This window comes from Sphingobacterium puteale, assembly GCF_003627955.1.
Classification (GTDB): domain Bacteria; phylum Bacteroidota; class Bacteroidia; order Sphingobacteriales; family Sphingobacteriaceae; genus Sphingobacterium; species Sphingobacterium puteale.
In genome coordinates, this window is the sequence record NZ_RBWS01000038.1 from 1 (window position 1) to 13360 (window position 13360).

Sequence of the window (13360 nt, forward strand, 5' to 3'; positions counted from 1 at the left end):
ACATTGGGAAATCTTACAATTGAGCAATTTAATAACAAAGAGCAAAAAATTAAAAAAGCTGCTTAACTAGCACTGCCGATTTTATTTGCAAGTCCAAAATTAAAGAATTATATTTCATTGATGGTAGTTTAAATGGTCATTCTGTGGTACGTATGGAGGAACATAAATCTTATATCATTGTAACTGAAGATTTCAAAAATCTTTGTAAGCGATCAAATTTAAAAGGCTTTAATTTCATTGAGGAAGGACATTCAATTTACAGATAGAGATTATAAAGTCTTATAAATTGATTACTATTTTTCTGGTTTATGTGTTGTACGTACATACATAGGATGAGTAATTATATACATTATGAGTTATAAAAATGAAATTTTAAGATTAGGCGGAATGCGCGAGCTATTCTCTGAACATCCTACTAAATTAGAAAACGAAGAGATATCCGAAATAGAAACTATTGTTAATGGTAAAATACCTCAGGATGTAAGGGATTTTCTACTGACTTATGGAATCTGTGATTTTAATTATGAAGTTGAATTTAAACCATATTCATCTAGGGCAGAATATGTGCATTCTCCTGAATCTGAGCAACCAAATTTTTCTTTTAATGGTTCAATGTTGGGTGTTTTCTTCGGCCGTGATTCCGGAAGAGACGATGCTTATGATATCTTCAAAAATATCAAGACTTACAAAGAAAGAATTCCGAATAAATTTGTTCCATTTGGTAATGATGGAATGGGTAATCTGATACTAATATCACTTAATGATATTGATTACGGTAAGATTTATTTTTGGTATCATGAAGCAGAATGGGATAGTGAGGATTATGAAGAAGAGACAGGATTGTCGATGACTGAAGATGTCAAATATCAAAATTTATGGTTGATCGGAATTAACTTTGATGATTTTTTTAGTAGACTCGAAATTCTTTCAATAGATTAAGACTATAACCACCCGATTTTGTAAGAAGAGAAGGTTTTATAGAGTCCCATTAATATAATAATTAAAAATATGAAAGAATTGTTTGCAAATTGCTTACCATATGATAGCAATTTAAAAGCCAGAATGGGAGGAAATCCTCCCTTAGTAATTGAAAGCATTATACCTGATGATTATAATTTTTATGCGGTTTTAAATCATCCAGATAAAAGTGATAAAATGCTTTCAATCTTACTTTATAACGATTTTGATATTCTTTTAAAAAATAATATTTATCCTGAAATAGTTGTGAAAGTGTTGGAACATGATTATTCCGAGATGGGAATGAGAATTGATAAAAGTGTACCCAATTTAGAGATTTCTTCCATAAGTGATTATTCAGAAAATGATAATGAATATTTATTTATAAAAGCAGGCGGCGAACCACGTCTGATTCAACCTAAAACTTATTATTATGAAAAACTGAAAGAAGATGGATATTCTTTTTTCTTGCAAATTGAAGAGGAAGGGTATCGTGACGGTTTAGATTATGTGTTTATTTATGGTGCACTATATTGATATAAAAATAACATAACAAATGAAGTTATAGCTGGTTTTTGGCAATTTTCTTAAAACAAGCATAATATTTGAGAGCGATTGACAATACAAATTACAATGAACCATGAATAAAATATTCCAATTCAACTGCTGCCTAACAAATGGAATGAACTATTTTATCGCCGCAGATCCGTATGCTTTGTTAGAATTTAAAAATGAAAACCATCTTTCGGACAATTTGCTGGAGGAGTTCACAACAAATGAAAGCGGTGACAATGTGATCTTGGAAGGTGCTATGATTGCACTGGAAGATTGCCAAATTGTACCACATACCATCTATATCAATCTGGATGAAAAGCACCGCGTTTTGTTGGAGACACAGAATGATTTTCAGTTTAAGGTAGGTGATTATCCTTTAAAGATCAAAAATGGTGTTTTTTGCGTATTTGCGATCGATTATCTGGAGAATTTTACTGATGAAACGGTTGAAAGACTGATAGCAATTCACCGGAGCAAAAGCTATGCTATTGCGGACATAAAAAATGGATGGTACTCGGTTGAGATTCTGGCTGGGCTAACGCAACAGAAGTTTGAAAAATCTGCTTATCACTGGGGTGAAATAATGGATGATATGGAACCTACCTTTGAGCTTTGCCTGAAAAATGTGGATGAGGCGCCAGAACTAACAGCTGCACTCAATCGAAATTATCTGATAGAAATTAATAAGGAAATATATAAAGAACGAAGGCTTTTGGAAGATTAATAAGTTATAATTATCTGTGTGATTCATACAGATCCTTTCAATAACTTTATGTTAAAATGTTGGTAGAACTACCCGTTTTACCACATTCTAACATAAATCAGCAGTAATGAAAAATGAGGTAAAAAGGCGCTTTGAATGGGTAAAGCATTATGAGGCCATTGGTAATGCAGGGGTTGTATGTTTAAGGTGCGGCATAACTAGGCCGACACTGAGAAAATGGGTTAAACGATTTAAAGAATCTGGTATTGATGGTCTAAGTGGCCTTAGTAGAAGACCACATAAAATCCACCAAAGAATAACAAAAGAGGATGAACAGAGAATTCTGGAGTTAAGGACAAACCGCAATTTAGGGCATCGGAGTATTGCTAGTGAGATGAAACGTTTATATGGGGTCTCCATCTTAACTGCAACTGTTCATAAGATTCTTAAAAAGAATAATAAACAGTATTTAAAGCTTAAGCGATACTACCGTAAAAGACAAATTCGCTATAACCGACCAATTCCGGGTGATCGCGTACAAATGGATGTCTGTAAAATAGCTCCAGGCATTTATCAATACACAGCGATAGATGATTGTAGCAGATTTAAGGTACTTCAATTATTTCCAAGGCGTACTGCTACCAACACCCTGAGATTTCTTGATACAGTGCTGGAACAAATGCCATTTGCGATACAGCGCATTCAAACTGATAGAGGAAAAGAGTTTTTTGCTTATTCCGTTCAAGATAGATTAATGGAATGGGGTATTAAATTTCGGCCTATTAAACCAGGTTCTCCACATCTCAATGGAAAGGTAGAAAGAACACAGCGAACCGATCTTGATGAATTTTATTCCACAGTTGATATCAAAGATCCCGACCTACCAAACCTACTATCGCAATGGCAATTTTATTATAATTGGCTTAGATCCGACAGTTCTCTAACGGGCCGTACCCCAATTCAAGTAATTAATGCCTTATCAAATAAAACTCCATTATGGGAGGAAGTCGGTAATATGTATGACCCAAGCAGAGAGCGAGTTCGGGATCAAAATTATTGGATTGACTGTCAGTTAAATAAGTGAAACGATGTGTGTAAATCCCACAGGGGAGCGTTAGTTCTCTTCATTATCTATATTACGTTTGTGGAATCTCAATGTCTTTATCGCTTTAAGAAGATCCTCTTCTGTTTGCGCTTTCAGGTTTGAACCATGGAGATTAAATCGGACTTTTGAAGAGTTTCCCCATAAGCTGCAGATGTACACTCCGGTCATTCCTTTTCCGGATATTCTCGGAAATACGATTTTCGCTCTTCTATTATCGATGGTATCCCAGGATACATTTTGTTTTCTGTACAAATCGGCATCGAGATCAAAATCCAGTATCGGCATATCTTTTACAATAATATAGTCCGAAGAGTCTGTAGCGCTTTCCTCCATCATTTGTCTCGTAATGATCTCTATATTATGCTCTGTCAAACTATTTGAATACATGCCCAGATCAAAGTAAAGCGTATCCGTATTGTCTACAGCAATTGCGCCAACATAACTGTCGATTCCATTTTGTTTGACCTGCTGCCACTTATAAGGAACTTCAAGCGTAAATAGACCAAAATCCATTGTCTTTGTGCGCGATGGATCTTTGCACCCAACAATGAGGATAGTAAGGACAGAAATGTGGGATAGTTTTATGAACTCTTTCATGCTATGGCTTATGCATTGAATTTACAAAATTAGGCCGGACTATCCATCTATGGCTAATATTTTTTATTATTAAATCGCAAACGGGTGGAGTGGAAGTGCTAAGTAATTTCCCATTAATAGTTGTCGCATTGATTATAAAGTCATTCGGATAAAAATTGAAAAGCTGGATAGTTTTTGAACTTGATGAAATCAAACCTATAATTACAATTCCAATAACTTATTATTCTACTTCGGATCGTCCTTTCATACAATGCGTTTTCAGTAAAGAACTCTTTGATCCACCTCTTTTGCTGTGGCGTAATGTGTGCGATAATGGTTAAATGGATTTCCATAACATATTCTCCCAATAGCTGAACAAAATATGGAACACTTTTTAAAGGAAAAAGATTCATTAATTTTGCTACTGCCATTTCACGAATGTACCCATCATGATGACGCGTCATCAGACTTAGTTCCTCAAAACCCGTCATCGCTTCAACGTTGTTTTTCGTTGTGGATGTATTCTATACGGAAATTGAATAACTTTTCCCTGCCACAAGACTTCGATTTGTTCCATACTCATTTTTATTTTTTGTTCATATCTCAATAATAAGATCTTTATTAAATCCGTTGTACGGTTCATTGATATAGCCGTGTGGATTGCATATAATTTCGGTGTTGCCGATTTTATAGTTTACAGGAGTATGCAAATGGCCATGAATCCAGTAGGAGGGTTGATGCTTTATTATAAAGTCTTCCATATCCGAGACATAGGCGGCGCTGATCGGATCGTCTAAATACTTCATTGGCAGGGATTGAATGCTCGGCGCATGATGCGTCACTACGATATTATGCTTCGCTTGATTGACACTAAGACTATGCTCCAGCCATTGCCTTGAAGTTTGGTGGATTCTAAACGTATCGATGCTTCTCAATTTGGCATAACTGTCACCTAGTCTGATCTTCTTATAATCATTCATACGGCTTTGGCATAGCGATCCATATGCAGCAGGATTGCCCTTTAAGGAAAAATCAGTCCAGAGTGTGCAGCCATGGAAACCAACCTGGTCGATCTCCAAAGATTCATTTTCCAACACATGGATATTTGAGTTACTTGCGGCATCTTTGATTTTATATAATGTTTTCGGATAAGCTCCTTTATAATACTCATGATTGCCCAGTACATAAATGATCGGCATATCCAAAGAAAGTGATTTGAGCCAGTTGATTCCTTTTACCCCTAGATCAGTATCTCCAGCCAATACAAGTACGTCTGCTATATTCAGATTGATATCGTTGTATCCAAATTCTCTATGCAGGTCGCTAACAATATGGATTTTCATCTTTGTCTTTTTGTATCAATATTTAATTTTAAATCACCATTCCTAAATAATAGGGGGTATGTATATCCACATTTTACAGCACGTCCATTTTGATATCCCGGTTTCCATGGACTGGATTTTCTAATTAATTCAATTAATACTTCACCAGTATGATACCCAATATCTTTGGTGATCTGAAAATCACTAAGCTTACCATCTCTCTCAATCGTAAAATTGATAATCAGCCTGCCGCTTACTTTTGCGTTCTTGGCAGCCGTAGGTACTTTATAGTTACTGATAATCCAATTTTTGAATCCATCTGCGCCGCCTGGGGGCTCAGGAAATACCTCCTTCATTTCTGGAAGGGAATCGATGGCAATATTTTTATTTATTCCTTTCGATTTTGCCCGTTTCATTTTAAGGAAATCCTTTGTGCAGATAAAGATGACATCATTTGGGTTACAACCGATCTGCCCTTTATTTTTTATGTAATCGATCGAAACAATTTGACTTTTGATTTCGACAAGTTTTTGATTGAGTTTATCTTTTTCATTTACCGAATATCCTATCGCATCAATAACAAAATTAGTCTTTGGATCAGCGTGCAAGAAGTCAATCAATGATTGATGATTGATTAAAACGGAGTTACTACGCATGGAATCCAAAATAAGGGATTGACCAGTAAAGCCTGCGATAGCAGATCTATTGATAAAATACATATACATGATAATTTGCGACCCCAGGGAATTCCCATTGTATTAATATATAACTCAGTAGCTAATTTACATATCTATTTTGTATCTTGATACAAAATGATTAATCTAATTATAAGGGAGATATTGAATGATTATGTCGCGTTCATTAATGACTTCAAACACCAGTTTTCTCCAAATATGGAAGAATTTGAACAAAGGAGCAGCCGAAATCGTTCGGGAAATATTGGAGAGTTCAAATACCAGTTTCATGGAGCAGGTTGCCGTTTGGAGAAAGACGCTATTGTATGTGAATTTGATTATATGCCTACCAATGAATACCCTATTAAGTTTTCGATATGGAAAATAAACGAATTTATTTTGACCAATAATACATATAGCATAAACAAACTAGAGCTATCCGAACTATATGAAGCACTACATCCATTGGTTGAAAACGGAACTCTTGTTAAATTAGTTTTAGATCATGTAGTCTGGGAAGTGTACCAGATCTGATGCAAATTCTTATTTTTACTCTTTATGAAACTCCATATGAAGGCTTTAGAGGAAATAAATATTTTTATTTTTGATACATTAACAAGAGTTTTGTTTGATACGGTACACTTTCCACAGAGCCTGGCCAACTACCCACTCCGTGGGGCCGGCATCTATCTGATCGAAGGTAAAGTCGTTCTTGAATACGATTGCCCTTCTATTGAAGTAATCCGCTGTGCCAAGATGCCTCTGAAGCCCGACCCGCGGAGTGAATAATACGCGCGCTAATCCAGGAACGATTTGTATATAATCTAGTAAAGGGAACTAGTTGAAAGATTAGTGCTTTTTTTTAGAGATAATGAACTTTTCGCCTTGGACAACGTTCTTTGGATAGGTAAAGATAGTTTGTTTTAGTAGTTATCAGGTCGGGAATTCATGTGCCCGGCCCTTTTTAGATGAAAATGAAAAATACAACGATATTACAGACAGCCAATGAATTTGTAGCAAAGGGAGATTATGAAAGCTTTCTAGCCTATTGTACTGCAGAAACGAAATGGGTCTTTGTAGGGGACCGTGTCCTCCATGGGATAGAAGAAGTCCGCGCTTATATGAAAGAGTTCTATCATGAACCGCCAGTTTTCAAATTGGAAAAGTTTATTGAGGAGGGTGATTTTGTTATGGTGACCGGGGAAATCAAGTTGAAAAATAAGGCCGGGCGATATGAAAATTTCGATTATTGCGACATTTGGCGATTCGAAGATGGAAAAATGGCGGAACTTAAAGCATTTGTCATTGAAAAACACTGATCGTAGCTACAGTCATCCGAATGTGTACGGTATTTAATCTAGTTGAGCAGGAGGATCACCCGTCACCAGTGACTATAGATTCTATTCAGTCAGACTGGCTGCAATTTCTTGTTTGGATGGCTCACGAAGAACAGTAATTTTATTGTTTTTGAGGGTTATATCGCTTCTTTAAAAATCCAGTTCAACTAAGGTGAAATTTTTAATGTCAAATACGTTTTACATCTGGACAAACGCTGGAGTATACAAAATTTTGAGATCCATTCAGAAATTTTTATATTGATTTTACAGCTAAATTTAAAAAAAAGACCAAAAGTTAAATCATAAGTAGGGTTATCATTTTATTTTTCTTTTTAATTCCGATGAGTAATTGTATCGTACAAACGTAGATTAATATTGACCTTGAGGAAACCGAATACGTTGATGCTACTGACAAAACCTGTTTAAAAAAAACTGGTGAACCTTTAAACGGGAATTATGCGATAAAATTTAATCGTCATCAGACCAATTACGAACCATTTACGGATGGTTTTAAAAATGGCGAGACAAAGTTTTTAGAAATAAGAAGTTGGCAGAAAAGGGCTTTTACCAAAACAATCTATAGCAAGGAGAATGGCTTTACTACAGAGAGGATGGCACAAACCGTAAACGGATTTATTTTCAAAAGGGTAAAACAAAATCTATTAAGGATCTGCGATTAAATATTCTTCCACAATAGGCAGATCAGCTTCCGCCCAGTCGTAGTTCTTTAATTCAGCAGTATTCACCCATATCGCTTGCGCATGTTCCAGCGCTTTAACTTCTCCTGATTGCAGGCTATATACAAAAGGGAATAGCTGCAGCGAAAAGTCAGCATAGTGATGCTCTACCATCGTAAGTGCGCTACGTATGGTAATATCAATCTGAAGTTCCTCTTTGATTTCTCGGCATAGGCATTCTTTTTTAGATTCTCCGTTCTCGATCTTGCCACCCGGAAACTCCCATTTCAATGGAAGTTTCATCAAATCCGACCGTGGGAGATCAGTATTTTATTTGCGTGTTCTATAATCGCACAGGTTACTTTCAGCATAAAGGTCTAAAGGTAATGATTATCTTGGTTGAAGCAATCGGTTGTAAATAAAGTAATATGTATATAAAAAAATTATTCTTTCAATGTTTTATAGTTTGTTTGGGGATAAATTAATTCTTTTTTTTATTTCATTTTTTATATATTTATTTCAATTGAAGTATATCTACAATAATTTGCTTAATTAAGCTGTGTTGTAGTTCAACGTGAAGTCTATTTTCCATTACTAGCTCCATAAGAGTATTGTTTTTTCCGTAACCAATTATATTAACGATTCCTACATCTTTTTAATATGGGATTTAATCCGAATTTAATTCGAACTATTGATGTTGAAATGCGTTCCTCAGATATTGACGCATTACGTAATGACTTGGAAAATTATATTTCCAAGATCATTGATTATCCATTGGAAAAATTTAACGGGAAGGGAATTGTATTTACTGCTGGGGGAGTTACTCATGTAACTTGTCTTTGGGTCTCAATAAATATTCTAAGAGAATTGGGGTGTTGCTTGCCTATAGAAATTTGGCATGTTGGAAACGAAATATCTGCGGATGTTATGACCGAGTTTGCTGGCCTTAATGTACAATTCCTAGATCTTAATGACTATGAAATAATAGATTCCCCCGGTTATTACGTCAAACCATTGGCGATTCTGCATAGTACGTTTAAAGAAGTATTATATATGGATGCTGATAACATTTGTTGTCGCAATCCAGAATACCTATTTCAATTAGAGGCTTATAAAACGACCGGAACAGTTTTTTGGGCAGACTATTGGTTTACAGACAAAGAAAATCCAATATGGAAAATTGTTGATTGTGACAATTTTGGTCTTAGGGAGCAAGAGAGCGGTCAGATATTAATTAACAAAGAACAGTGTTGGCGAGCCTTAAATGTTTGTGTTTATTTTAATAATCTCGGTCGTTATTATTATAGACTTTTATATGGAGACAAAGATACCTTCAAATTTTCATGGGTTGCATTGAAACTTGAATTTTATATGATACCACACAATCCGGCCACCTGTGGCGAACTCCGGGAGGGTGTGTTTTCTGGCAATACTATCGTCCAATTCGATCAAATCGGCGAGCCTCTTTTCTTTCACAGAAATCTGCTAAAATGGGATGTGACCTTAGCTTCTGAACGTAAATGGGAATATATAAAGAAGTTTCATGCTTCTCCTAAAGTAGAAATCGTTCATTTGAGAACTGAGAAAGGTAAAAAGGTAGTGGATTTCAATGGAGATTTTGATTTGAGCGAAGTCCCTGTTGCAATAGGATGTTTAGAAGATACCTGTTTGTCTTTTCTCAAAAAATGGAGAGAATCTAAGTCTTATTATCCTTTTTTAGAACACATGCATTTTGTAAATAATCGATTTAAATATAAAGAAGCTTTTAAAATGAAGTATGATGAAAGTGTCTCAGATTGTACATCAGATTGTTGGAGCTAAGCCCTCCCCAACGGTAAGTCACTGTTTGCATTCATGGCTGAAAATCAAAGATCATGGATTTGAGATCTATTATTGGGATGACGACAGGCTTGAGATTTTTTTAGAGAAATATTATGAGTTTGCTTTACAGGCTTTTCTTACCGCACGAAATCACGCGGAACGGGCAGATATTGCTCGCTATCTTTTGGTCTATCATTATGGTGGGTACTATGTTGATTGGGATATTAGTTTGAATAGCATTGATGAATTTTTAAAGATCGCAAGAAGGGAAAACAGGGGCTATTTGATCATCGATCCTATTAATGGGAGTTTGGCTTCCGAACATTTTTCTTCATGTGAAAAAGATCCATATCTTTTTAAAATCGTAGAAGATATCGTGTCTACTTTCGAACGAGATGAGCGAGATCTTATGAGTACACCACAATATTCAGGGCCATTTCGTATGCGGGCGACGCTTCGAAAATTTGATCGGATTGAGCAATCAAAAATTCCGGTTAAGGAAATTTTTGAGTATTCCTATGATGAAGTACGACGACAAAGAGAATTTTGCAAATCTGGCGTTTTAACCCATTTCTGGGAACATTCTTGGATTGAATAACTTAGCATAAACAGAATCAATAAACTTAAAATTTAAATTAATATGAGAAGAGAACTTAAATTAGCTTTTGACGAGCTCGAAAAAGAATTACTGGTGATACCTCCAGATGACTTATTCCGTTTTATGGGCGGTTTTAGTACTGGATCGAGTTCGAGCGGAAGTTCAGGACTTTCAGCCAATGCCTCGATTGATGAGGTTGTAGATTACCTGAAAGATACTGGGATGTCATTTACACAAGATTCAAGTGGAAATTATTATTTTAATCCTACGGATTCTAGTGGTACATCTATCCGTCTTGATGAGGTCGTAGTGACAGGATTTTACAGTACTGGAAGTTCTGGTTCCTGGGATACTGGAGGGACAGGAGCTTCCGGATTTAACTCTAATCTTGATATGTACATTGCTTATTTGGGTGGCTATGGGCATCAATTTTCAGGTGGAAACGGTAGTTATACCTATATACCAAGCGGAAGCTCTGGAGGTACGCCAACATCTCCCTCTACGGGAGGTAGCCAACCTGGAGATCCGTTTAAAAGGGAAAATGGGCAATTAGTGATTACCCCTACCGATAAGACTACAGATAGGGATTATATATATGTCGATGATCCCTTTGATGATGTAATTTTGAATTTTGAAGAGGTAAATATCAAAGATAAAAATGGAAATGACGTGCTAGCCTATCGTGTAGTTAGTTATCAAACAGATGCAGATGGACCTAAATACACGGATATTCCAGATAAATATAAACGTAATTGTCACGGCTCAGCTCTTGGAGTTGATTTATGGTTTATCGATATCTATGATTCTAATGTAAGGGATGTTAATATTCAAGAAGATCAGGGGTTTAGAACAATGATGGGTGGGTACACAAGTAATTCTAGTGATTCGAATGTTATATCTTTTTACTCAGGAAGTCTCTTAACACATAGCGTAAAACGGGATCCTGCAACAGGCGAAATATGGAGTAAAACAGATCATGGAGAAACTAAACATTATACTAGCCTTGACGCATTTTTTGCTGATGGAAAGAATGAAACTTTATATGCTCAATCGATGAGAAAATACTATAAATTATGAGAAATTATAGCGTAAAATTAAATATGTATTCAAAGTTAATATATTGCGTTTTATTTATTTTTTTGTCTGATACTGCTTTGGCACAGAGGCATGTTGCTTTAAATAAATACGTTAAGGATAGTCTGACTGAAATATTTGCAAATTATAACGATGTTAAGCGTATGCAAATCGTTGTTAGAAATGATTTGGCTGAAGCAGTTTACGTTGACGGGCCGATTGATAATGATGTATTGAAAGGCTCGAAAAACAACACTTATTTCTCGCTTAAATATCTTGGCGATCTATTTTTTTTGAAAAAGCAATATCCTCTTATCGAGAAATTGACACAAAATAAAGAATTGATGAATTCTATTGATCGGCAGGACAGAAATTTTATTTTAAGCGTGGAGGCTCAGTCAATTTCTATAAAGCCTCTCTTTGACGGGTCAGTCTTTTGTGGATTTAGACATTCATCTCAGTTGAAATTTCAAAAAAAACTAAATGCTAATTATAAGGAAACCATAGTTCCATCTGGTGATTCTATTCTGATTCTTCAAGCTATTGTAAACAGAGATGGTAGCCTTGGGAAAAAAATGCTATTGCATGGAGATGAGGACGATAAATTATATAGTTATATATGTGATAATTATCAGGACTATAATCAAGAAAACAAAGCTAACCTAAATACGAAGGGATTGTTTTTGCCATATCTCTCAGGAGGAACGCCTTTTATCAGCATTATAGAGATCTTTGTGCGCTTAAATCCTGATAGGACATTTAGCGTCAGTGGGAGTGGTAGAGAAAGAAAGCTTCGAATTAAGGATTATAAAGAAGATCCGAACGATCCTCTGATGCTATTTTAATGGTATTACAGAGCATTATAAAGTCTGAAAAGCAATTTTGGAGTAAACGGAGTCAATAAACCTAAAATTTAAATTAATATGAGAAGAGAACTTAAATTAGCTTTTGACGAGCTCGAAAAGGAATTACTTGTGATACCTCCAGTGCTACAGGTGGAGCTATACATGCTGGTAATATAGCGGCTGACGGAACTTATAGTGCGAAAGTGGCGGTAGTGATTTTCCGTTAAGAACAGGGATGACAGAAAATGAGTTTTTTAAGCCTTGGGAACCTAAATATAATCCAATTACAGGCCAAATGGAGCAAATTGATTATAGACCACAAGATCCGAACAATGTAGTGTATTATAAGAAAAATAATTAGATAACCTATGTTTGATAAACTCATTTTCATTTTACTGCTTACTTTTTGTACAACCACCTTTGCGCAGAATGTAATAGAATCTAAAGAAGGGAAATATTTAAAATTAACTTTTCTAACCAAAAGCAACTTTGTTAACAGTCATATTTTGAGTATACATTATGGCTTTGATGCTGATACGATGTCTCAGGTCATTGTAAATCCTGTTGAGGACGAAACCTACATGGACCGCGAGTTTTTAAAAGGCAGCATGAAACAACGTTTCAAGTATTTCGACTTAAGTTTTGAAGGCGATCGCTTAGTTTTTAAGAAAAACTACAGTAGTACTGAGGTTCCATTAACTCCAAGATTACAGTTTCTAGATAAGCGAGGTAAGTTAAGCCCTGAATGTAGTTACAAGTTAATTTCGATTGGTGTATTTAAGGACAGTAGTGTATTTTTCTTTAGCGCAGACTCCCTTCCAGAACCTATGTTTTGGGGGCAGCCCGCGAAATTCAAGGGAGAGTTAAGGTTATTGGAAACTCAGATTTCACAAAAGTTGGCTGATCTTAATGTAAAAAGAAATCCTGACTCAATTATTGTTTTTCGGGCTACGGTAATAGCAGGAGAGTCCCGTAATCAGGATAAATTACAAATGGACGAATTAATTTATGGCAAAGAGACGTATTTCTCTGATATTGTACGCAAGGTTTTGAATGATACAAATAATAAATCCAGTATGCCAGGGCATTCGAATTGGGCTGCGGCAACAAATGCTA

At 35.6% G+C, this 13360-nt stretch carries 16 protein-coding genes and 1 pseudogene; 12 read left to right on the forward strand and 5 right to left on the reverse strand.

Features of this window, described 5'->3' with window-relative positions; translation table 11 throughout:
* Window positions 1–351 precede the first annotated feature (351 nt).
* The 4 genes and pseudogenes from D7322_RS27945 (at window position 352) to D7322_RS27960 (ending at window position 3313) form a co-directional block, all read left to right on the forward strand.
* Window positions 352–939 carry an SMI1/KNR4 family protein gene (locus D7322_RS27945; protein WP_121127453.1) on the forward strand — a complete coding sequence of 196 codons (588 nt, stop codon included), beginning with the start codon at window positions 352–354 and terminating at the stop codon, window positions 937–939.
* 69 nt (window positions 940–1008) lie between these two features.
* Window positions 1009–1494, forward strand: coding sequence for a hypothetical protein (locus D7322_RS27950; RefSeq protein WP_121127454.1), 486 nt, complete (start codon window positions 1009–1011; stop codon window positions 1492–1494).
* Between the two features lie 103 nt (window positions 1495–1597).
* Complete coding sequence (locus D7322_RS27955; RefSeq protein WP_121127455.1) at window positions 1598–2236, forward strand: hypothetical protein; 639 nt, start codon at window positions 1598–1600, stop codon at window positions 2234–2236.
* 106 nt (window positions 2237–2342) lie between these two features.
* Window positions 2343–3313: pseudogene (locus D7322_RS27960) on the forward strand (IS481 family transposase).
* Window positions 3314–3329: 16 nt separating this feature from the next.
* On the opposite strand, the gene D7322_RS27965 reads toward D7322_RS27960, so the two are convergent.
* The 4 genes from D7322_RS27965 to D7322_RS27980 form a co-directional block, all read right to left on the reverse strand.
* Complete coding sequence (locus D7322_RS27965; RefSeq protein ID WP_147430567.1) at window positions 3330–3917, reverse strand: hypothetical protein; 588 nt, start codon at window positions 3915–3917, stop codon at window positions 3330–3332.
* A gap of 140 nt (window positions 3918–4057) precedes the next feature.
* Window positions 4058–4387, reverse strand: coding sequence for a hypothetical protein (locus tag D7322_RS27970; RefSeq protein WP_121127458.1), 330 nt, complete (start codon window positions 4385–4387; stop codon window positions 4058–4060).
* 105 nt (window positions 4388–4492) lie between these two features.
* Window positions 4493–5239 carry a metallophosphoesterase gene (locus D7322_RS27975; protein ID WP_121127459.1) on the reverse strand — a complete coding sequence of 249 codons (747 nt, stop codon included), beginning with the start codon at window positions 5237–5239 and terminating at the stop codon, window positions 4493–4495.
* Window positions 5236–5937 (reverse strand): energy transducer TonB, encoded by a 702-nt coding sequence (locus tag D7322_RS27980; RefSeq protein WP_183078877.1) that lies wholly within the window; start codon window positions 5935–5937, stop codon window positions 5236–5238. Before D7322_RS27980 ends, D7322_RS27975 begins: the two co-directional genes overlap by 4 nt.
* 93 nt (window positions 5938–6030) lie before the next feature.
* Here D7322_RS27980 and D7322_RS27985 point away from each other — a divergent pair, with 93 nt between their 5' ends.
* The 3 genes from D7322_RS27985 to D7322_RS27995 all read left to right on the forward strand — a co-directional run bounded on the left by D7322_RS27985 (window position 6031) and on the right by D7322_RS27995 (window position 7211).
* Window positions 6031–6426 carry a DUF6896 domain-containing protein gene (locus D7322_RS27985; protein WP_121127461.1) on the forward strand — a complete coding sequence of 132 codons (396 nt, stop codon included), beginning with the start codon at window positions 6031–6033 and terminating at the stop codon, window positions 6424–6426.
* A gap of 36 nt (window positions 6427–6462) precedes the next feature.
* Window positions 6463–6681: a hypothetical protein gene (locus tag D7322_RS27990; RefSeq protein WP_121127462.1), complete on the forward strand. Its 219-nt coding sequence runs from the start codon at window positions 6463–6465 to the stop codon at window positions 6679–6681.
* Between the two features lie 185 nt (window positions 6682–6866).
* Entirely contained in the window at window positions 6867–7211 is a 345-nt protein-coding gene (locus D7322_RS27995) for a nuclear transport factor 2 family protein (RefSeq protein ID WP_121127467.1), read from the forward strand.
* 680 nt (window positions 7212–7891) lie between these two features.
* Here D7322_RS27995 and D7322_RS28000 read toward each other — a convergent pair.
* On the reverse strand, window positions 7892–8209 hold the full coding sequence (locus D7322_RS28000) for a (deoxy)nucleoside triphosphate pyrophosphohydrolase (RefSeq protein ID WP_245971507.1): 318 nt from the start codon (window positions 8207–8209) through the stop codon (window positions 7892–7894).
* 357 nt (window positions 8210–8566) lie between these two features.
* On the opposite strand from D7322_RS28000, the gene D7322_RS28005 reads away from it, so the two are divergent.
* The 5 genes from D7322_RS28005 to D7322_RS28025 all read left to right on the forward strand — a co-directional run.
* Complete coding sequence (locus D7322_RS28005) at window positions 8567–9727, forward strand: alpha-mannosyltransferase (protein WP_121127463.1); 1161 nt, start codon at window positions 8567–8569, stop codon at window positions 9725–9727.
* Window positions 9684–10325, forward strand: a complete 642-nt coding sequence (locus D7322_RS28010; protein ID WP_121127464.1) for a glycosyltransferase family 32 protein — start codon at window positions 9684–9686, stop codon at window positions 10323–10325. Before D7322_RS28005 ends, D7322_RS28010 begins: the two co-directional genes overlap by 44 nt.
* Window positions 10326–10367: 42 nt before the next feature.
* Window positions 10368–11402 (forward strand): hypothetical protein, encoded by a 1035-nt coding sequence (locus D7322_RS28015; RefSeq protein WP_121127465.1) that lies wholly within the window; start codon window positions 10368–10370, stop codon window positions 11400–11402.
* The gene (locus D7322_RS28020) at window positions 11399–12244 is read left to right on the forward strand and encodes a hypothetical protein (protein WP_121127466.1); all 846 of its coding nucleotides are present in this window, start codon (window positions 11399–11401) and stop codon (window positions 12242–12244) included. The genes D7322_RS28015 and D7322_RS28020 overlap by 4 nt, the downstream gene beginning before the upstream one ends.
* A 368-nt stretch (window positions 12245–12612) precedes the next feature.
* Window positions 12613–13360: hypothetical protein (locus D7322_RS28025; protein WP_147430569.1), on the forward strand; the 748-nt coding region annotated here is incomplete at its 3' end.

Coding starts and splice junctions, on each gene's coding strand:
- D7322_RS27970 (WP_121127458.1), bottom strand. CDS start 4,387: ATGACGGGTTTTGAGGAACTAAGTCTGATGACGCGTCATCATGATGGG.
- D7322_RS27955 (WP_121127455.1), top strand. CDS start 1,598: ATGAATAAAATATTCCAATTCAACTGCTGCCTAACAAATGGAATGAAC.
- D7322_RS27945 (WP_121127453.1), top strand. CDS start 352: ATGAGTTATAAAAATGAAATTTTAAGATTAGGCGGAATGCGCGAGCTA.
- D7322_RS27980 (WP_183078877.1), bottom strand. CDS start 5,937: ATGTATTTTATCAATAGATCTGCTATCGCAGGCTTTACTGGTCAATCC.
- D7322_RS27975 (WP_121127459.1), bottom strand. CDS start 5,239: ATGAAAATCCATATTGTTAGCGACCTGCATAGAGAATTTGGATACAAC.
- D7322_RS28000 (WP_245971507.1), bottom strand. CDS start 8,209: ATGAAACTTCCATTGAAATGGGAGTTTCCGGGTGGCAAGATCGAGAAC.
- D7322_RS27965 (WP_147430567.1), bottom strand. CDS start 3,917: ATGAAAGAGTTCATAAAACTATCCCACATTTCTGTCCTTACTATCCTC.
- D7322_RS27985 (WP_121127461.1), top strand. CDS start 6,031: ATGATTAATCTAATTATAAGGGAGATATTGAATGATTATGTCGCGTTC.
- D7322_RS28020 (WP_121127466.1), top strand. CDS start 11,399: ATGAGAAATTATAGCGTAAAATTAAATATGTATTCAAAGTTAATATAT.
- D7322_RS28010 (WP_121127464.1), top strand. CDS start 9,684: ATGATGAAAGTGTCTCAGATTGTACATCAGATTGTTGGAGCTAAGCCC.
- D7322_RS28005 (WP_121127463.1), top strand. CDS start 8,567: ATGGGATTTAATCCGAATTTAATTCGAACTATTGATGTTGAAATGCGT.
- D7322_RS27995 (WP_121127467.1), top strand. CDS start 6,867: ATGAAAAATACAACGATATTACAGACAGCCAATGAATTTGTAGCAAAG.
- D7322_RS27990 (WP_121127462.1), top strand. CDS start 6,463: ATGAAGGCTTTAGAGGAAATAAATATTTTTATTTTTGATACATTAACA.
- D7322_RS28015 (WP_121127465.1), top strand. CDS start 10,368: ATGAGAAGAGAACTTAAATTAGCTTTTGACGAGCTCGAAAAAGAATTA.
- D7322_RS27950 (WP_121127454.1), top strand. CDS start 1,009: ATGAAAGAATTGTTTGCAAATTGCTTACCATATGATAGCAATTTAAAA.